The sequence below is a fragment of the Catenuloplanes atrovinosus genome (assembly GCF_031458235.1).
GTDB classification, from domain to species: domain Bacteria; phylum Actinomycetota; class Actinomycetes; order Mycobacteriales; family Micromonosporaceae; genus Catenuloplanes; species Catenuloplanes atrovinosus.
Genome location: NZ_JAVDYB010000001.1, coordinates 6,991,665 through 7,010,670 on the forward strand (window position 1 = coordinate 6,991,665; position 19,006 = coordinate 7,010,670).

At 68.2% G+C, this 19,006-nt stretch carries 16 protein-coding genes; all 16 read right to left on the reverse strand.

Annotated elements, in window-relative coordinates; all coding sequences use genetic code 11:
• The gene (rpsC, locus tag J2S41_RS31135) at positions 1-864 is read right to left on the reverse strand and encodes a 30S ribosomal protein S3 (protein WP_310373120.1); all 864 of its coding nucleotides are present in this window, start codon (positions 862-864) and stop codon (positions 1-3) included.
• On the reverse strand, positions 864-1,316 hold the full coding sequence (gene rplV, locus J2S41_RS31140) for a 50S ribosomal protein L22 (RefSeq protein ID WP_310373121.1): 453 nt from the start codon (positions 1,314-1,316) through the stop codon (positions 864-866). Before rplV ends, rpsC begins: the two co-directional genes overlap by 1 nt.
• 38 nt (positions 1,317-1,354) lie before the next feature.
• A complete protein-coding gene (rpsS, locus tag J2S41_RS31145) occupies positions 1,355-1,636 on the reverse strand; it encodes a 30S ribosomal protein S19 (RefSeq protein ID WP_306837738.1) in 282 nt (93 codons plus the stop codon).
• A 27-nt stretch (positions 1,637-1,663) separates the two neighbouring features.
• Positions 1,664-2,503, reverse strand: coding sequence for a 50S ribosomal protein L2 (gene rplB, locus J2S41_RS31150; protein ID WP_310373125.1), 840 nt, complete (start codon positions 2,501-2,503; stop codon positions 1,664-1,666).
• 12 nt (positions 2,504-2,515) lie between these two features.
• Positions 2,516-2,818 (reverse strand): 50S ribosomal protein L23, encoded by a 303-nt coding sequence (gene rplW / locus J2S41_RS31155; RefSeq protein WP_306837735.1) that lies wholly within the window; start codon positions 2,816-2,818, stop codon positions 2,516-2,518.
• Entirely contained in the window at positions 2,815-3,462 is a 648-nt protein-coding gene (gene rplD, locus J2S41_RS31160) for a 50S ribosomal protein L4 (protein ID WP_310373126.1), read from the reverse strand. The genes rplW and rplD overlap by 4 nt, the downstream gene beginning before the upstream one ends.
• The gene (gene rplC / locus J2S41_RS31165; RefSeq protein WP_310373128.1) at positions 3,459-4,121 is read right to left on the reverse strand and encodes a 50S ribosomal protein L3; all 663 of its coding nucleotides are present in this window, start codon (positions 4,119-4,121) and stop codon (positions 3,459-3,461) included. The genes rplD and rplC overlap by 4 nt, the downstream gene beginning before the upstream one ends.
• Positions 4,122-4,134: 13 nt before the next feature.
• Positions 4,135-4,443: a 30S ribosomal protein S10 gene (gene rpsJ / locus J2S41_RS31170; protein WP_007073037.1), complete on the reverse strand. Its 309-nt coding sequence runs from the start codon at positions 4,441-4,443 to the stop codon at positions 4,135-4,137.
• A gap of 418 nt (positions 4,444-4,861) precedes the next feature.
• A complete protein-coding gene (gene tuf / locus J2S41_RS31175) occupies positions 4,862-6,055 on the reverse strand; it encodes an elongation factor Tu (protein WP_310373293.1) in 1,194 nt (397 codons plus the stop codon).
• Between the two features lie 181 nt (positions 6,056-6,236).
• Positions 6,237-8,333 carry an elongation factor G gene (fusA, locus tag J2S41_RS31180; RefSeq protein ID WP_310373295.1) on the reverse strand — a complete coding sequence of 699 codons (2,097 nt, stop codon included), beginning with the start codon at positions 8,331-8,333 and terminating at the stop codon, positions 6,237-6,239.
• A 124-nt stretch (positions 8,334-8,457) separates the two neighbouring features.
• Positions 8,458-8,928: a 30S ribosomal protein S7 gene (rpsG, locus tag J2S41_RS31185; protein ID WP_310373297.1), complete on the reverse strand. Its 471-nt coding sequence runs from the start codon at positions 8,926-8,928 to the stop codon at positions 8,458-8,460.
• A 1-nt stretch (position 8,929) separates the two neighbouring features.
• Positions 8,930-9,304 (reverse strand): 30S ribosomal protein S12, encoded by a 375-nt coding sequence (gene rpsL / locus J2S41_RS31190; RefSeq protein WP_033342866.1) that lies wholly within the window; start codon positions 9,302-9,304, stop codon positions 8,930-8,932.
• A 546-nt stretch (positions 9,305-9,850) separates the two neighbouring features.
• The gene (locus J2S41_RS31195) at positions 9,851-10,516 is read right to left on the reverse strand and encodes a phage holin family protein (protein WP_310373299.1); all 666 of its coding nucleotides are present in this window, start codon (positions 10,514-10,516) and stop codon (positions 9,851-9,853) included.
• Between the two features lie 427 nt (positions 10,517-10,943).
• Positions 10,944-11,300, reverse strand: coding sequence for a hypothetical protein (locus J2S41_RS31200; protein ID WP_310373300.1), 357 nt, complete (start codon positions 11,298-11,300; stop codon positions 10,944-10,946).
• 165 nt (positions 11,301-11,465) lie between these two features.
• Positions 11,466-15,356: a DNA-directed RNA polymerase subunit beta' gene (locus J2S41_RS31205; RefSeq protein WP_310373302.1), complete on the reverse strand. Its 3,891-nt coding sequence runs from the start codon at positions 15,354-15,356 to the stop codon at positions 11,466-11,468.
• Between the two features lie 87 nt (positions 15,357-15,443).
• Entirely contained in the window at positions 15,444-18,875 is a 3,432-nt protein-coding gene (gene rpoB, locus J2S41_RS31210; RefSeq protein WP_310373304.1) for a DNA-directed RNA polymerase subunit beta, read from the reverse strand.
• Between the last annotated feature and the right edge of the window lie 131 nt (positions 18,876-19,006).

Below are 19,006 nucleotides of genomic sequence, written 5' to 3' on the forward strand. Positions count from 1 at the left end.
TCAGCCCTCCTGCTGCGTTTCTGCGACAGCCGGCGCGGCCGCGACGGCCGCGTTGCTGACGGACTCGCCGGTCGGCGTGTCCGACTGCTGCTGCGCGGCAGCCGCCGCGCGCCCGGCCTCGGTGCCGCCCGCGGTGGTGCCGGACGAGCCGGACCGGCCACGACGCGGCCGCTCGGGCCGGTCGCCGCGCTCACGGCGCGGGCGGGACGGGGCCGTGTCCTGCGGAGCCTCGCGGCCCGGCACGGCGTCACCCTTGTAGATCCACACCTTCACGCCGATCCGGCCGAAGGTGGTACGGGCCTCGAAGAAGCCGTACTCGATGTTGGCCCGCAGCGTGTGCAGCGGGACGCGACCCTCACGGTAGAACTCCGTGCGGCTCATCTCCGCGCCACCGAGGCGGCCCGAGACCTGCACCCGGATGCCCTTGCAGACCGGGTTCTTCATCGCGGACTGCATCGCCTTGCGCATGGCCCGGCGGAAGCTGACCCGGCTGGAGAGCTGCTCGGCGACGCCCTGGGCGACCAGCTGCGCGTCCGACTCGGGGTTCTTGACCTCGAGGATGTTCAGCTGCACCTGCTTGCCGGTGAGCTTCTCCAGCTCGCCGCGGATCCGGTCCGCCTCCGCGCCCTTACGGCCGATGACGATGCCCGGGCGGGCGGTGTGGATGTCGACGCGAACCCGGTCCCGGGTGCGCTCGATGTCCACCTTGGAGATGCCGGCGCGCTCCAGGCCCTTGGACATCATGCGGCGGATCTTGACATCCTCGCCGATGTAGTCCTTGTAGAGCTTGTCCGCGAACCAGCGGGACTTCCAGTCGGTCGAGATGCCGAGTCGGAACCCGTGCGGGTGAACCTTCTGACCCATTACTCGGCGCCCTCCGTCTCGTTCTTGGGCTGCTCGGCCGCGGGAGCGGCCTTCTTGGCAGCGGCCTTCTTGGCGGGCCGCGCCTTCGGCGCCACAGCCTCGACGGCGATCGTGATGTGGCAGGTGCGCTTGCGGATGCGGTACGCCCGACCCTGAGCGCGCGGCCGGAACCGCTTGAGCGTCGGGCCCTCGTCCACAAACGCCTCGCTGACCAGCAGCGCGTCAGGATCCAGCCGCTCGTTGTTCTCAGCGTTGGCAATCGCGCTGGCCAGCACCTTGTAGACCGGCTCGCTCGCCGACTGCGGTGCGAACTGCAGCACGGTGAGCGCCTCCTTCGCGGGCAGACCACGAACGAGGTCGACCACCCGACGCGCCTTCATCGGCGAGACGCGCACGTGCCGCGCCACCGCCCGCGCGCCCGGCAGCACCGGAGCGTCGCCTTTTCCTGGCATCGCTGTAACCCCTTGATCCTCTAATCCGTGACTTCTGCTCAGCGCCGGCGGCTCTTGCGGTCGTCCTTCTCGTGACCCTTGAACGTGCGGGTCAGAGCGAACTCACCGAGCTTGTGGCCGACCATCGCCTCGGTGACGAACACCGGGACGTGCTTGCGCCCGTCGTGCACGGCGATCGTGTGCCCGAGCATCTCGGGGATGATCGTCGAGCGACGCGACCAGGTCTTGATGACGTTCTTGGTGCCCTTGTCGTTCTGGACTTCCACCTTCTTGATCAGGTGGTCGTCGACGAACGGGCCCTTCTTCAGGCTGCGAGGCATGTCAGTTCTCCAGTCCAGCTGTCTCTATCAGCCGCGCTTGCGGGTCGCGTAGCGGCGGCGGACGATCAGCTTGTCGCTCGCCTGGCCCTTGCGGCGGGTACGGCCCTCGGGCTTACCAGCCGGGTTGACCGGGTGGCGACCACCGGAGGTCTTGCCCTCACCACCACCGTGCGGGTGGTCGACCGGGTTCATGGCGACACCACGGACGGTCGGGCGCTTGCCCTTCCACCGCATCCGGCCGGCCTTGCCCCAGTTGATGTTCGACTGGTCGGCGTTGCCGATCTCGCCGACCGTGGCACGGCAACGCACGTCGACGCGCCGGATCTCACCGGACGGCATACGCAGCGTCGCGTACTGGTCCTCGCGGCCCAGCAGCTGGATGCCGACGCCGGCCGAGCGGGCCAGCTTGGCCCCGCCGCCCGGGCGCAGCTCCACGGCGTGCACCTGGGTACCGACCGGGATGTTGCGCAGCGGCAGGTTGTTGCCCGGCTTGATGTCGGCACCGACGCCCGACTCCACCCGGTCGCCCTGCTTCAGGTCCTTCGGCGCGAGGATGTACCGCTTCTCGCCGTCGAGGTAGTGCAGCAGCGCGATCCGCGCGGTGCGGTTCGGGTCGTACTCGATGTGCGCGACCTTGGCCGGCACACCGTCCTTGTCCGCCCGCTTGAAGTCGATCAAGCGGTACTGGCGCTTGTGGCCACCGCCCTGGTGCCGGGTGGTGATCCGGCCGTGCGCATTGCGGCCGCCCTTCTTGGGCAGCGGCACGAGCAGCGACTTCTCCGGGGTGGAGCGCGTGATCTCGGCGAAGTCCGCGACGGAGCCACCACGGCGGCCCGGCGTCGTCGGCTTGTACTTACGAATAGGCATGTCCTACACCCCTCAGCTGACCGGGCCGCCGAAGGCCTCGATGCGGTCGCCGTCGGCCAGCTTCACCAGCGCGCGCTTGGTCGCCTTGCGCTGGCCGAAGCCGGTCCGGGTCCGCTTCCGCTTGCCCTCACGGTTGGCCGTGTTCACGGTCAGTACGCGCACGTTGAAGATCTGCTGGATAGCGATCTTGATGGCGGTCTTGTTGGCGTCCGGGTGGACCAGGAACGTGTACCAGTTCTGGTCGAGGACGCTGTAGCTCTTCTCGGAGACCACCGGCGCGATGATGATGTCGCGCGGATCCGCGATCGTGGTCACTTGTCGCCCTCCTCGGACGTGGAGCGGGCGCCCACGAACTCGTCCAGGGCGTCCTTGGTGAAGACCACCGCGTGGGAGTTCAGCACGTCGTACGTGTTGAGCTGCCCGACCTCGATCAGGTGCACGGTCGGCTCGTTGCGCAGCGAGAGCCAGTTGAGCTCGTCCACGCCGGTCAGCACGACCAGGACCTTGGTCTCCTCGGTCACCTTGCGCAGCGTGGCCAGCGCGGCCTTCGTCGACGGCGTCTCGCCGGAGACGAACGCCTCGACCACGTGCACCGCGCCCTCGCGGGCCCGGTCGGAGAGGGCGCCACGCAGCGCGGCGGCCTTCATCTTCTTCGGGGTCCGCTGCGAGTAGTCGCGCGGCACCGGGCCGTGCACGACGCCACCGCCGGCGAACTGCGGCGCCCGGGTCGAGCCCTGGCGGGCGCGGCCGGTGCCCTTCTGCTTGTAGGGCTTCTTGCCGCCGCCGGAGACCTCGCCGCGGGTCTTCGCCTTGTGCGTGCCCTGGCGGGCGGCCGCCAGCTGAGCCACCACGACCTGGTGCATCAGCGGGATGTTGGCCTGCACGTCGAAGATCGCCGCGGGCAGGTCGACCGTGCCGGCCTTCGCGCCCTCGGTGTTCAGCACGTCAACGGAGCTCACTTGGCCGCACCCTTCTTCACGGGGGCCTTCGCGGCGGAACGCACCAGGATCAGCGCGCCCTTGGGGCCGGGAATGGCACCGCGGACGAGCAGCAGGTTGTTCTCCACGTCGACCGCCTGCACCGTCAGGTTCTGCACGGTGTAGCGCGCGCTACCCATCCGGCCCGCCATGCGGACGCCCTTGAAGACGCGACCCGGGGTCGCGCAGGCGCCGATCGAGCCCGGGGAGCGGTGCTTGCGCTCGACACCGTGGCTCGCGCGGAGACCGTGGAAGCCGTGCCGCTTCATGACGCCGGCGAAGCCCTTGCCCTTGGTTCGGCCGGTCACGTCGACCGGGGAACCCACCGGGAACGAGTCCACGGTGACCTCCTGGCCGAGCGAGTACTCGCCGGCGTCGGTCGTCCGCAGCTCGACGATGTGACGGCGCGGCGCGACATCGGCCTTGGCGAAGTGCCCGGCCCGCGGCTTGGTCGCCTTGCGGGGGTCGATCGCACCGAACGCCAGCTGGATCGCGGAGTAGCCGTCCGTGTCAGCGGTGCGGACCTGGGTCACGACGCACGGGCCGGCCTGCACCACGGTCACCGGGACAACCTTGTTGTTGTCCCAGACCTGGGTCATGCCGAGCTTGGCGCCCAGGATGCCCTTCACTTGCCTGTCCATGAGTTCGCAGTCCCTACAGCTTGATCTCGATGTCGACGCCGGCCGGCAGGTCGAGACGCATGAGCGAGTCGACCGTCTTCGGAGTCGGGTCGATGATGTCGATCAGACGCTTGTGCGTACGCATCTCGAAGTGCTCGCGCGAGTCCTTGTACTTGTGCGGCGAACGGATCACGCAGAAACGGTTGATCTCCGTGGGCAGCGGCACCGGGCCCGCGACCTGCGCCCCGGTGCGCGTCACCGTCTCGACGATCTTCCGCGCCGAGGAATCGACGACCTCGTGGTCGTAGGCCTTGAGCCGGATGCGGATCTTCTGTCCCGCCATGGTGGCTTCTGTTTCCTTCTCTCGATGCCGCTACCTGCCGAGTCGAACTCCTCGGCATGCCCCCGGATCAGACTCGGCCAAGTCGTCGACTCGGCCGGATTTGACCCGGGGCACAGGGCCCTCGGCCCTGTGCTGTCCGACCCCCGCGGTCGGGCGTGTCGCGTTTTAACTTCACGCTCCGCCCCGGAATCCGGAGCGGTCTGCCCTGTGCCCCCGACATCGGGAGCCGCCCCCGTGGGAGCGCCGTCCGCCGGGATCGGGGCGTCAGGAGATCAAAAGACCCCCAGACGCCGGGCGAGGGCGACTGGACATGGTGCACTGAGCACAGCACATCCAGCCGCCCCGCGCGGACGCAACCTGACTAGTATGCCGTACTACCTCACGGCAATGCTAATCGGGGTACCTGTTTACTTCTTACTTACTTGATGATCTTCGTGACCGTGCCGGCGCCGACGGTGCGGCCACCCTCACGGATCGCGAACTTCAGGCCCTGCTCCATGGCGATCGGCTGGATCAGCTTGACCGACATCGAGGTGGAGTCGCCCGGCATGACCATCTCGGTGCCCTCGGGGAGGGTCACGACGCCGGTCACGTCGGTGGTCCGGAAGTAGAACTGCGGACGGTAGTTCTGGAAGAACGGGGTGTGCCGGCCGCCCTCCTCCTTGGAGAGGATGTAGACCTGGCCCTCGAACTCCGTGTGCGGGGTCGTGGTGCCCGGCTTGATGACGACCATGCCGCGCTCGACGTCCTCGCGCTTGATACCGCGGAGCAGCAGGCCGACGTTCTCACCGGCGCGCGCCTCGTCCAGCACCTTGCGGAACATCTCGATACCGGTGCAGATCGTCTTCATCGACTTCTCGCGGATACCGACGATCTCCACCTCCTCGTTCGGCTTGAGGATGCCGCGCTCGGCGCGACCGGTGACCACGGTGCCGCGGCCGGTGATCGTGAAGACGTCCTCGATCGGCATGAGGAACGGCTTCTCGGTCTCACGGTCGGGCTGCGGGATCGCGGTGTCGACCGCGTCCATCAGCTCCAGCAGCTTGCCGGTCCACTCCGGGTCGCCCTCCAGCGCCTTGAGCGCCGAGACACGCACGACCGGCAGGTCGTCGCCCGGGAACTCGTAGGTGCTGAGCAGCTCACGAACCTCGAGCTCGACGAGCTCCAGGAGCTCCTCGTCGTCCACCATGTCGCTCTTGTTGAGCGCCACGACGATGTACGGAACGCCGACCTGGCGGGCCAGGAGCACGTGCTCCTTGGTCTGCGGCATCGGGCCGTCGGTCGCCGCGACCACCAGGATCGCGCCGTCCATCTGCGCGGCACCGGTGATCATGTTCTTGATGTAGTCCGCGTGGCCGGGGCAGTCGACGTGGGCGTAGTGCCGCTTGTCGGTCTGGTACTCGACGTGCGCGATGGAGATCGTGATACCGCGGGCCTTCTCCTCCGGCGCCTTGTCGATCTCGTCGAACGGCGTGTAGGGGTTCAGGTCCGGGTACTTGTCGTGCAGGACCTTGGTGATGGCCGCAGTCAGCGTCGTCTTACCGTGGTCGATGTGACCAATGGTGCCGATGTTGACGTGCGGCTTAGTCCGCTCGAACTTCGCCTTCGCCACTGGGTCCTCCTGTGGACTGTCTGGTTCGTTTGCGCACGGTGCCGGCTGGGGCGCCGCGAACATTGTCGACTGTGCGCCACGGGCCGGATTGGTATCCGGCCCGTGACACTGCGGTCTTTGAGGCCGCTTCGGCCGTCAGGCCAGGTCTCACACAGCCCGCCGAGACGGGCCCGGGGTGGAACTACTCCCCGGTCGCCTTGGCGATGATCTCCTTGGCCACGGACGCGGGGACCTCGGCGTAGGAGTCGAACTGCATGCTGTAGCTCGCCCGGCCCTGGGTCTTCGACCGCAGGTCGCCGACGTAGCCGAACATCTCCGACAGCGGCACCTGGGCGCGGACGACGCGAGCGCCACTCCGCTCCTCCATGGCCTGGATGATGCCGCGGCGGGAGTTGAGGTCACCGATGACGTCACCCATGTTCTCCTCAGGAGTGGTGACCTCAACGGCCATCATCGGCTCGAGCAGCGCCGGGTCCGCCTTGCGGGCGGCCTCCTTCAGCGCCATCGAGCCGGCGATCTTGAACGCCATCTCGGACGAGTCGACCTCGTGGTACTGGCCGTCGACCAGCGTCAGCTTGACGCCGACCAGCGGGTAGCCCGCGAGGATGCCGTACTGCATGGCGTCCTGTGCACCGGCGTCGACCGAAGGGATGAACTCCTTCGGGATGCGACCACCGGTGACCGCGTTGACGAACTCGTACGTCGCGGCGTCGTTGTCCAGCGGCAGCGGCTCGAGGCTGACGATGACGCGGGCGTACTGACCCGAACCACCGGTCTGCTTCTTGTGCGTGAACTCGACCTTCTCCACCTTGCGGCGGATGGTCTCGCGGTACGCCACCTGCGGCTTGCCGACGTTCGCCTCGACGTTGAACTCACGGCGCATGCGGTCCACCAGGATGTCCAGGTGGAGCTCGCCCATGCCGGAGATGACCGTCTGGCCCGTCTCCTCGTCATTGCGGACGCGGAAGGTCGGGTCCTCCTCGGCCAGGCGCTGGATCGCGGTGCCGAGCTTCTCCTGGTCGGACTTGGTCTTCGGCTCGATCGCCACCGAGATGACCGGCTCCGGGAACGTCATCGACTCGAGGATGACCGGGTTCGCCGGGTCGGACAGGGTGTCACCGGTGGTGGTCTGCTTCAGACCCTGCACGGCGATGATGTCGCCGGCCTGCGCCTGGGGGCGCTCCTCACGCTTGTTCGCGTGCATCTGGTAGATCTTGCCGATCCGCTCCTTGCGGTCCTTGGTGGAGTTGACCACCTGCGAACCGGAGTCGAGCGTGCCGGAGTAGACGCGCACGTACGTGAGCTTGCCCAGGTGCTTGTCGGTCTGGATCTTGAAGGCCAGGCCGGAGAAGGGCTCGTTCTTGTCGGGCTTGCGCGACAGCGGGGTCTCGCCGTCGGTCTTGGTGCCCTCGATGGCCGGGATGTCCAGCGGCGACGGCAGGTAGTCCACCACGGCGTCGAGCATGGGCTGCACGCCCTTGTTCTTGAACGCCGAACCGGTGAGCACCGGGTTCGCCTTGCCGGAGATCGTGGCGCGGCGGATGCCGGCCTTGATCTCCTCGACCGAGAGCTCCTCGCCCTCCAGGTACTTCTCCATGATCGCGTCGTCGTTCTCGGCGAGCGTCTCGAGAAGCAGCGAGCGCCAGGTCTCGGCGTCCGCCTGCAGGTCGGCCGGGATCTCCTCGATCGCGTAGTCCTCACCCTTCTGGGTCTCACCACGCCAGGTGAGAGCCTTCATGGTGATCAGGTCCACGACGCCGATGAAGTCCGACTCGTTGCCGATCGGGATCTGCAGGACGAGGGTGGTGGCGTTGAGCCGGTCCTTCATCATCTGCACGCAGCGGTAGAAGTCCGCGCCGGTCCGGTCGAGCTTGTTGACGAAGCACATCCGCGGGACGTTGTACTTGTCGGCCTGCCGCCAGACGTTCTCCGTCTGCGGCTCTACGCCGGCGACGCCGTCGTAGACCGCCACGGCGCCGTCCAGGACGCGCAGCGACCGCTCGACCTCGACCGTGAAGTCGACGTGGCCGGGCGTGTCGATGATCTGGATCGTGTGGCCCTTCCACTCGCACTTCGTGGCGGCGGAGGTGATGGTGATGCCACGCTCCTGCTCCTGCTCCATCCAGTCCATGGTGGCCGCGCCATCGTGGACCTCACCGATCTTGTACGTGATACCGGTGTAGAAGAGGATTCGCTCAGTAGTCGTGGTCTTACCGGCATCGATGTGCGCCATGATGCCGATGTTGCGTACGTTGGCGAGCGCGTCTGCGGCGGCCACTGTAATCCCTACTTCGTCGTCTCGTCGGGTTGCTGAATCACCCGGTCGGCACCGGATGACGGTTGCGCCGGATGACCCAGCGGTGTGCCCGGCGGCCGGCCGTGACCGGCGCCGGGCGGCTGGATTACCAGCGGTAGTGCGCGAAGGCCTTGTTGGACTCGGCCATCTTGTGCGTGTCCTCGCGCCGCTTGACGGCGGCACCGAGGCCGTTGCTCGCGTCGAGCAGCTCGTTCTGCAGCCGCTCGATCATGGTCTTCTCGCGGCGGGCCTTGGAGTACGTGGTCAGCCAGCGCAGGCCCAGCGTGAGCGCGCGGGCCGGACGGACCTCGACCGGCACCTGGTAGGTCGCGCCACCGACGCGGCGGCTGCGGACCTCGAGGGTCGGCTTGACGTTGTCCATCGCGCGCTTGAGCGTGACGACCGGGTCGGTGCCGGTCTTCTCCCGGCAGCCCTCGAGGGCGCCGTAGACGATGCGCTCGGCGAGCTGACGCTTGCCATCGGCAAGGATCTTGTTGACCAGCTGCGTGACGAGCGGGGAGTTGTAAACCGGGTCCGGCGTCAGCGGCCGGCGGGGAGCGGGGCCCTTACGCGGCATGTCAGCTCTTCTCCTTCTTCGCGCCGTAGCGGCTGCGCGCCTGCTTGCGGTTACGCACACCCTGGGTGTCGAGCGAACCGCGAATGATCTTGTAGCGAACGCCGGGCAGGTCCTTCACACGGCCGCCACGCACGAGCACGATCGAGTGCTCCTGCAGGTTGTGACCCACACCGGGGATGTACGCGGTCACCTCGATCTGGCTGCTGAGCTTGACACGAGCGACCTTGCGCAGCGCCGAGTTGGGCTTCTTCGGGGTGGTGGTGTAGACGCGCGTGCAGACTCCGCGACGCTGGGGACTCCCCTTCAGCGCCGGCGTCTTGGTCTTACTCGTCTTCGCCTGGCGGCCCTTGCGGACCAGCTGCTGGATCGTGGGCACCGGGTACTCCGCTCCCTGTCCTATCCGGGCCGTATGCATCGGCCCGTAACTTCCGTGGCGGCCGCCCCTGTGGCGGCCGAACCCTCTGTCTTACCTACCCGGCTGCGCCGGTCTTGCCTGGTACTACCGATCGGGGGGCCTGCTGGGAGTAGGCCTCTCGACCCCCGCGGTCGGGCGTGTCGCCCGGCGCTACGGTCGCGCGGTGAAGACTCGCGCGTGGTCTGCCATTGTCGTGGTGCGCATCGCTGACCGTGATGGTTGAGATCCGGATCGAACGGCGCACGCACAAGTTGCCCGGGCTAGCCCGGGCACGAAGGGAAAGAGTACCCACCGTGAGGGCGCTGGTCAAAACCGGACGGTAAGGAGAGCTATCTCCCCACTACACGACCCCCAACGGATCTCCGGCCTCAGCCCGCACACCAGAACCCGGAAGTATCTGATGCTGGCACCTTCAGCGACGAACCACTCTGCAACAGCAAGTGTACCCGGTCCCCAGGGACGCCATTCACTGACTCCCTACATGCCCGTGCGCCGCGGGGCAAGCACCTACGACAGGCCGAGGACCACGACGACCAGCAGTGAGAGCAGCGCCACCGCGGCACCTCCGCCGCCGAGCGACAGCCCGGTGATCGCCAGGCCGCGGCCGCTGAACCGGATCGACGACGCCTCGGCCGGCCGCCGCACCTGACGCAGCGCGCCCACGCCCTGCACCACCGCGCCGGCTCCCGCGATCACCGACAGCAACGCGAACGCGCCGCCGACCAGACCGCCCCAGCCGCTCTCCGCGCCGAGCAGCCCGAAGCACACCACGGCGAACGACACCAGCAGCGCCACGGCGCCGGTCACCACCGACCCGATCGCCAGACCGGAGACCACCGCGGGCACCTCCAGGTGCACCACCGCGAACGGCGTCTCGGCCACCGGCTCCACCCGCTCCGCGCTCCCCCAGCCCTCGCGCGGCGGCGGCGGAACACCAGGACCATAGGAACCCATCGGGGGGTACGGCGAGAGCGCCGGCCCGGCCATCCCCGGCGCGTACCCCGGGTAGGCCGGCTGCGGCATCGCGGCCGGGTACCCGGGGTGGGCCGGATATCCCGGGTACGCCACGGGCGGCCCGCCATAGCCCGGATACCCGGCGGGGACGCCGCCGTGGCCGGGATACGCGACCGGCTGACCCGGGTAGCCCGGATACGGATACCCCGGGTGCGGCATCGGCGCGCCACCGGGGTACCCCGGATAGGCCGCCGGTGACGCCGGTCGCAGCATCCCGCCCGGCATCGCCGCGGGCGCCGCCCACCCACCGGGACCCGGTCCCGCCGGAAGCACCGGCGCCGGGACCATCGGAGCCGGGGCGTGCGCCGGAGCCGGGGCGTGCGCCGGAGCCGGGGCGGGATGCGGGTTCGGATCCGGCGAGACCGGTGCCGGCCCGGCCGCCGCGGGGGCCACCGTCCCGGGCGCCTCCGATGAGGACGCGGGCGGCTCGGACCCGTCCGGCGGTCGCTGCCACACGGAGTCGGCACTCCCGTGCTGCGGCTGTTCGGTCACGCCTGTGTTCTCCTCCCACTGTCCCCGCGGCACCGCGAGGCCTCGCGTGCGTCGAGGGCGCCCGCCGAGCATGGCACAGCGGAGCGCGCCCGTGTCAGTCGATGCCGGGCGCGAAGTCCTGCAGCGGCGCGTTGGCGTAGTTGAAGATCCCGACGACCAGCGCCCCGACCAGCGCGCCGGCGGCGAGCGCGATGCCGATCCAGGCGAGCGCCACGCCGCGGCGGATCCAGGCCCCGCCGGTCAGGTAACCGCCGGACGCGTACGCCTCGCGCCCCGCCTGCCGGGCCAGCAGCAGCGCGATCGTGGCCGGCACCAGCCCGCCCACCAGCGGCCCGGTGAACAGTGCGATCAGCCCGAGCGCGAACACGGTCGGCGCCTTGGTCGAGCGCACCGGCTCCGGATCGAGCGGATGCCGCCCCGGCCCGACCACGACCGCCTGAGGAAGACTCATGGCTGCCTACCAATCCTCCATCGCCGCGGATCCACGGCGAGCGGCACCGAGTCGATGGATTCGCTCGCGCGCTCGCTCATCCAATCATCCCTCGCGGACCCCGGAACACACCGAGGGCGGGGACGCATCGCGTCCCCGCCCTCGACGGCGTTTCGATCAGCTAGCTCAGCGGTACGACCCGAAGTCGAAGTCGTCGAGCGGCACGGCCTGCCCGCTGGCCGGTCCGAAGCCGTAGTCGGTCTCCGGGTATCCGGTCATCGAGTAGACCTTGGCCTTCGCCTCCTCGGTCGGCTCCACCCGGACGTTGCGGTACTTGGAGATACCGGTACCGGCCGGGATGAGCTTACCGATGATCACGTTCTCCTTCAGGCCCACGAGCGAGTCGCTGCGCGAGTTGATCGCCGCGTCGGTGAGGACGCGGGTCGTCTCCTGGAAGGAGGCCGCCGACAGCCACGAGTCCGTGGCCAGCGACGCCTTCGTGATGCCCATGAGCTGGGGACGGCCGGCGGCCGGCTCCCCGCCCTCGGCGACCAGGCGGCGGTTCTCCGACTCGAAGAGCGCGCGGTCGACCAGCAGGCCCGGCAGGAACTCGGTGGAGCCCGAGTCGATGACGGTGACCCGCTTGAGCATCTGGCGAATGATGATCTCGATGTGCTTGTCGTGGATCAGCACACCCTGCGAGCGGTAGACCTCCTGGACCTCCTGGGTCAGGTGGACCTGGACCGCGCGCGGGCCGAGGATGCGGAGCAGCTCATGCGGGTCGATGGTGCCCTCGGTGAGCTTCTCGCCGACCTGCACGTGCTCGCCGTCCTGGTACCGCAGCTTCGAGCGCTTCGAGATCTTGTCGTAGACGATCTCGTCGCTGCCGTCGTCCGGTACCACGATGATCTTCCGGACCCGCTCGCCGTCCTCGATCCGGACGCGACCGGGAGTGTCCGCGATCGGCGCCTTGCCCTTGGGCACGCGCGCCTCGAAGATCTCCTGGACACGAGGCAGGCCCTGGGTGATGTCCTCACCCGCGACACCACCGGTGTGGAAGGTACGCATCGTCAGCTGCGTACCCGGCTCACCGATGGACTGGGCCGCGATGATGCCGACCGCCTCGCCGACGTCCACGGTCTTGCCGGTCGGCAGCGAACGGCCGTAGCAGGCCGCGCAGACGCCCAGCTTGGACTCGCAGGTCAGCACGGACCGGACCCGCACGTTCTCGACGCCGGCCGCGTGCAGCTTGTCGACCAGGATCGAGTTGATGTCGGTGCCGCGCTCCGCGACCACCTCGCCGTCCGGCCCGGTGATCGTGTCGGCCAGCGTCCGGGCGTGGACGCCGGTCTCCGCGTGCTCGTGGATCTGCAGGTTGCCGGCCGCGTCGCGCTCCAGCACCTGCATCGGGATGGCGCGCTCGGTGCCGCAGTCCTCCTCGCGGATGATCACGTCCTGCGAGACGTCCACCAGACGACGGGTCAGGTAACCCGAGTCGGCGGTACGCAGGGCGGTGTCCGCGAGACCCTTGCGGGCACCGTGCGTGGAGATGAAGTACTCCAGCACGGACAGACCCTCCCGGTACGAGGCCTTGATCGGCCGCGGGATGATCTCGCCCTTCGGGTTGGCCACCAGACCACGGATCGCCGCAATCTGACGGAGCTGGAGCAGGTTACCGCGGGCACCCGAGTTGATCATCTTCCACAGCGGGTTGTCCTGCGGCAGCGCGGTGTCCATCTCCTTGGCGACCTCGTTGGTCGCCTTGGTCCAGATCTCGATCAGCTCGCCGCGGCGCTCCTCGGCGGTCATGAGACCACGCTGGTACTGCTTGTCGATCTGCGCGGCCTCCTTCTCGTACCGCTCCAGGATCGCCGGCTTGCCGGGCGGCGCGACGACGTCGCCCATGCCGATGGTCACGCCGGACCAGGTCGCCCAGTGGAAACCGGACTCCTTGAGCGCGTCCAGCGTCGCCGCCAGCGTCACCTTCGGGAAGCGCTCGGCGAGGTCGTTGACGATCGCGGAAAGCTGACCCTTGCGGATCTCGTAGTTGACGTAGCGGTACCCCACCGGGAGCGTCTCGTTGAAGAGCACGCGGCCCAGCGTGGTGTCGACCAGCAGCGGCTCGCCCTCGGTCCACTCCTCCGGCGCGACCCACCGGTCCGACTTCGGCCCGTTGTCCACGCTCACCACGCCGCGCAGACGGATCTTGACCGGTGCCTGCAGGTGCAGCTCGCCGTTGTCGTACGCCATCCGCGCCTCGGCGTCCGAGCTGAACACCCGGCCGGCGCCCTTGGCGTCCGGCGTGAGGTGGCTCAGGTGGTACAGACCGATGACCATGTCCTGGGTCGGCATGGTGACCGGCTTGCCGTCGGACGGCTTGAGGATGTTGTTCGAGGACAGCATCAGGATCCGCGCCTCGGCCTGGGCCTCGGCGGACAGCGGCACGTGCACCGCCATCTGGTCACCGTCGAAGTCCGCGTTGAACGCGGTGCAGACGAGCGGGTGGATCTGGATCGCCTTGCCCTCGACCAGCCGCGGCTCGAAGGCCTGGATGCCGAGACGGTGCAGCGTGGGAGCACGGTTCAGCAGGACCGGGTGCTCCGTGATGACCTCGTCCAGCACGTCCCACACGACCGGGCGCTGACGCTCGACCATGCGCTTGGCCGACTTGATGTTCTGCGCGTGGTTCAGGTCGACCAGGCGCTTCATCACGAACGGCTTGAACAGCTCCAGCGCCATCATGCGGGGCAGGCCGCACTGGTGCAGCTTGAGCTGCGGGCCCACGACGATGACGGAACGGCCGGAGTAGTCCACGCGCTTGCCGAGCAGGTTCTGCCGGAACCGGCCCTGCTTGCCCTTGAGCATGTCGGACAGCGACTTCAGCGGGCGGTTACCCGGGCCGGTGACCGGCCGGCCGCGGCGGCCGTTGTCGAACAGCGCGTCGACGGCCTCCTGCAGCATCCGCTTCTCGTTGTTGACGATGATCTCCGGGGCGCCCAGGTCGATCAGGCGCTTGAGCCGGTTGTTCCGGTTGATCACGCGGCGGTACAGGTCGTTCAGGTCGGAGGTCGCGAAGCGGCCACCGTCCAGCTGCACCATCGGGCGCAGGTCCGGCGGGATGACCGGCACGCAGTCCAGCACCATGCCGAGCGGCGAGTTGCGCGTGTTCAGGAACGCCGCCACGACCTTGAGCCGCTTGAGCGCCCGGATCTTCCGCTGGCCCTTGCCGGAGCGGATGATCTCGCGCAGGTTCTCCGCCTCGGCGTCGAGGTCGAGGCCCTCCAGCAGCGCCTTGATCGCCTCGGCGCCCATGCCGCCGGTGAAGTACTCGCCGAACCGGTCGCGCAGCTCGCGGTAGAGCAGCTCGTCCGTGACCAGCTGCTTCTTGTCGAGCTTGCGGAAGGTGTCGAGCACCTCGTCCAGCCGGTCGATCTCGCGCTGCGCGCGGTCGCGGATCTGGCGCATCTCGCGCTCGCCGGACTCCTTGACCTTGCGGCGCACGTCGGCCTTGGCGCCCTCGGCCTCCAGCTCGGCCAGGTCCTGCTCGAGCTTGGCGGCCCGCTTCTCGATCTCCGAGTCGCGGCTGTTCTCCGACTGGCGCTTCTCCGCGAAGATCTCGTTCTCGATCGTCGAGAGGTCGCGGTGGCGCGCCTCGGTGTCGACGCTCGTCACGACGTACGACGCGAAGTAAATGATCTTTTCGAGGTCCTTCGGCGCCAGGTCCAGCAGGTAGCCGAGTCGGCTCGGGACGCCCTTGAAGTACCAGATGTGGGTCACCGAGGCGGCGAGCTCGATGTGGCCCATGCGCTCACGGCGGACCTTGGAGCGGGTCACCTCGACGCCGCAGCGCTCACAGATGATGCCCTTGAACCGGACCCGCTTGTACTTTCCGCAGTAGCACTCCCAGTCCCGCTGCGGGCCGAAGATCTTCTCGCAGAAGAGTCCGTCCTTCTCGGGCTTCAGGGTGCGGTAGTTGATCGTCTCAGGCTTCTTGACCTCACCGTGCGACCACTGCCGGATGTCGTCGGCGGTGGCCAGCCCGATGCGGAGCTCGTCGAAGAAGTTGACGTCGAGCACGTTATATATCCCTCGTGTCGTGTCTGAAAGCTAGTGGGCTCCAGGAGTCAGGCCCGGGGCGCCTCGCGACGCCCCGGACCTGGAACCTCAGACTTCCTCGACGCTGCTCGGCTCGCGCCGCGACAGGTCGATGCCCAGCTCCTCCGCAGCGCGGAACACCTCGTCGTCCGTCTCGCGCATCTCCAGGGCCACACCGTCGCTGCTGAGCACCTCGACGTTCAGGCACAGCGACTGCAGCTCCTTGAGGAGCACCTTGAAGGACTCGGGGATACCCGGCTCCGGGATGTTCTCGCCCTTGACGATGGCCTCGTAGACCTTCACGCGGCCCAGCACGTCGTCGGACTTGATCGTCAGCAGCTCCTGCAGGGCGTACGCCGCCCCGTAGGCCTGCATGGCCCAGCACTCCATCTCACCGAAGCGCTGACCACCGAACTGCGCCTTACCACCCAGCGGCTGCTGCGTGATCATCGAGTACGGACCGGTCGAGCGAGCGTGGATCTTGTCGTCGACCAGGTGGTTCAGCTTCAGGATGTAGATGTAGCCGACCGAGATCGGGTCCGGCAGCGGCTCGCCCGAGCGGCCGTCGAACAGCTGCGCCTTGCCCGAGCTGCCGATCAGCTGGACGCCGTCCCGGTTCGGCAGCGTGCTCGCGAGGAGACCGTGGATCTCGTCCTCCCGCGCGCCGTCGAAGACCGGCGTCGCCACGTTCGTGTCCGGCTCGCTGATGTGCGCGTCGATCGAGCGGAGCTGGCGCTTCCACTCGGTGTCGTCACCCTCGATGTTCCAGCCGGTCTTGGCCACCCACCCGAGGTGGGTCTCCAGGACCTGGCCGATGTTCATACGCGAGGGCACGCCCAGCGGGTTGAGCACGATGTCGACCGGCGTGCCGTCCTCCAGGAACGGCATGTCCTCGACCGGCAGGATCTTGGAGATGACGCCCTTGTTGCCGTGCCGGCCCGCGAGCTTGTCACCGTCCTGGATCTTGCGCTTCTGGGCCACGTAGACCCGGACCAGCTCGTTCACTCCCGGGGGCAGCTCGTCGCCGTCCTCACGCGAGAACGTCCGGACGCCGATGACCGTGCCGGTCTCGCCGTGCGGCACCTTCAGCGAGGTGTCCCGGACCTCCCGGGCCTTCTCACCGAAGATCGCGCGGAGCAGCCGCTCCTCCGGGGTCAGCTCGGTCTCGCCCTTCGGCGTGACCTTGCCGACCAGGATGTCGCCGGGGACGACCTCGGCGCCGATCCGGATGATGCCCCGCTCGTCCAGGTCCGCCAGCATCTCCTCGCTGACGTTCGGGATGTCGCGGGTGATCTCCTCCGGGCCGAGCTTGGTGTCCCGCGCGTCGACCTCGTGCTCCTCGATGTGGATCGAGGTGAGCACGTCCTGCTGCACGAGGCGCTGCGACAGGATGATCGCGTCCTCGTAGTTGTGGCCCTCCCAGGTCATGAACGCGACCAGGAGGTTCCGGCCGAGGGCCATCTCGCCCTCGTCGGTGCACGGGCCGTCCGCGATGACCTGGCCGGCCTCGACCCGGTCACCCTCGAACACGGTCGGCTTCTGGTTGACGCAGGAGCCGGCGTTCGAGCGGCGGAACTTGTGCAGCAGGTAGGTGCGACGGTGACCGTCGTCCTGGTGGACCGTGATGTAGTCGGCGCAGAGGTCCTCGACCAGACCGCCGACCTCGGCCACGACCACGTCGCCGGCGTCGACCGCGGCACGGTACTCCATGCCGGTGCCGACCAGCGGCGCCTCGGCCTTGACCAGCGGCACGGCCTGACGCTGCATGTTCGCGCCCATGAGCGCGCGGTTCGCGTCGTCGTGCTCGAGGAACGGGATCATCGCGGTGGCGACCGAGGTCATCTGCCGCGGCGAGACGTCCATGTAGTCGACGGCGGTGCCGGCCACGTAGTCGATCTCACCACCCTTCCGGCGGACCAGGACGCGGTCCTCCGCGAAGGTGCCGTCGCTCGACAGCGGCGCGTTGGCCTGCGCCTTGACGAACCGGTCCTCCTCGTCGGCCGTCAGGTAGTCGATCTCGTCGGTGACCCGGCCGTCGACGACCTTCCGGTACGGCGTCTCGATGAAGCCGAACGGGTTGACCCGCGCGAACGTGGAGAGCGCGCCGATCAGGCCGATGTTCGGGCCCTCCGGCGTCTCGATCGGGCACATCCGGCCGTAGTGGGACGGGTGCACGTCACGGACCTCGAAGCCGGCCCGCTCACGGGACAGACCACCCGGGCCCAGCGCGGAGAGGCGCCGGCGGTGGGTCAGACCCGCCAGGGGGTTGGTCTGGTCCATGAACTGGGACAGCTGCGACGTACCGAAGAACTCCTTGATCGCCGCCACGACGGGACGGATGTTGATCAGGGTCTGCGGCGTGATCGCCTCGACGTCCTGCGTGGTCATCCGCTCGCGGACGACGCGCTCCATCCGGGACAGGCCCACGCGGACCTGGTTCTGGATGAGCTCGCCCACCGTACGCAGCCGACGGTTGCCGAAGTGGTCGATGTCGTCGGCCTCGTAGCCCTCCTCACCCGCGTGCAGGCGAGCGAGGTACTCCACGGTGGCGACGATGTCGTCCTCGGTCAGGACGCCGGTGGTGATCGGGACGTCGATCTCGAGCTTCTTGTTGAACTTGTAACGGCCGACCTTTGCCACGTCGTACCTCTTCGGGTTGAAGAAGAGGTTGTCGAGCAGGGTCTGCGCGTTCTCCCGGGTCGGCGGCTCGCCGGGACGGAGCTTGCGGTAGATGTCGAGCAGGGCCTCGTCCTGCCCGGCGATGTGGTCCTTCTCCAGCGTCGTCATGAGCAGCTCGGACCAGCCGAACTTCTCCCGGATCTGGTCGGCGGACCACCCGATCGCCTTGAGCAGGACGGTGACGGCCTGCCGGCGCTTGCGGTCGATGCGGACACCCACGGTGTCGCGCTTGTCGATGTCGAACTCCAGCCAGGCACCCCGGCTCGGGATCACCTTGACGCTGGAGAGATCGCGGTCGGACGTCTTGTCCGGCTGCTTGTCGAAGTAGACGCCGGGCGAGCGGACCAGCTGGCTGACCACGACGCGCTCGGTGCCGTTGATGATGAACGTGCCCTTGGGGGTCATCATCGGGAAGTCACCCATGAAGACCGTCTGGCTCTTGATCTCGCCAGTGGTGTTGTTGGTGAACTCCGCGGTCACGAACAGCGGGGCACAGTAGGTCAGGTCCTTCTCCTTGCACTCCTCGATCGAGGCCTTGACCTCGTCGAAGCGCGGGGCGGAGAAGGAAAGGGACATGGTGCCGGAGAAGTCCTCGATGGGACTGATCTCGTCGAGAATCTCCGCAAGGCCCGAACGTGCGTTCGGGTCGTCAGCCGATCGGTTCTGCCAAGCTTCGTTGCCGACAAGCCAGTCGAACGACTCGTTCTGGATTGCCAGGAGGTTCGGAACCTCAAGATGCTCGGTGATCCTGCCGAAGGAGATTCGGCGGGGAGCGAAAGCGCTCGACGTACGACTGGTCTTCGCAGGGCGGGAAGCTGCCAAGATGCGTCCTTCCGAGGACCGGTGCTGCAAAACGGCCGTTATGCGCGCACCCCAACTGACCCCGCATGGGTGGAATGACCGGTCTGAGCATTCCAGGGCAGGGCTGTAGTGAGAAGGCAGCGCAAACTAGC

What these genes read in the sequence shown, in the direction of transcription:
- rpsC (WP_310373120.1), bottom strand. Translation starts at nt 864, where the DNA reads ATGGGTCAGAAGGTTCACCCGCACGGGTTCCGACTCGGCATCTCGACC.
- rplV (WP_310373121.1), bottom strand. Translation starts at nt 1,316, where the DNA reads ATGCCAGGAAAAGGCGACGCTCCGGTGCTGCCGGGCGCGCGGGCGGTG.
- rpsS (WP_306837738.1), bottom strand. Translation starts at nt 1,636, where the DNA reads ATGCCTCGCAGCCTGAAGAAGGGCCCGTTCGTCGACGACCACCTGATC.
- rplB (WP_310373125.1), bottom strand. Translation starts at nt 2,503, where the DNA reads ATGCCTATTCGTAAGTACAAGCCGACGACGCCGGGCCGCCGTGGTGGC.
- rplC (WP_310373128.1), bottom strand. Translation starts at nt 4,121, where the DNA reads ATGGACAGGCAAGTGAAGGGCATCCTGGGCGCCAAGCTCGGCATGACC.
- rpsJ (WP_007073037.1), bottom strand. Translation starts at nt 4,443, where the DNA reads ATGGCGGGACAGAAGATCCGCATCCGGCTCAAGGCCTACGACCACGAG.
- rpsG (WP_310373297.1), bottom strand. Translation starts at nt 8,928, where the DNA reads ATGCCGCGTAAGGGCCCCGCTCCCCGCCGGCCGCTGACGCCGGACCCG.
- J2S41_RS31195 (WP_310373299.1), bottom strand. Translation starts at nt 10,516, where the DNA reads ATGCCGCACCCGGGGTATCCGTATCCGGGCTACCCGGGTCAGCCGGTC.
- J2S41_RS31200 (WP_310373300.1), bottom strand. Translation starts at nt 11,300, where the DNA reads ATGAGTCTTCCTCAGGCGGTCGTGGTCGGGCCGGGGCGGCATCCGCTC.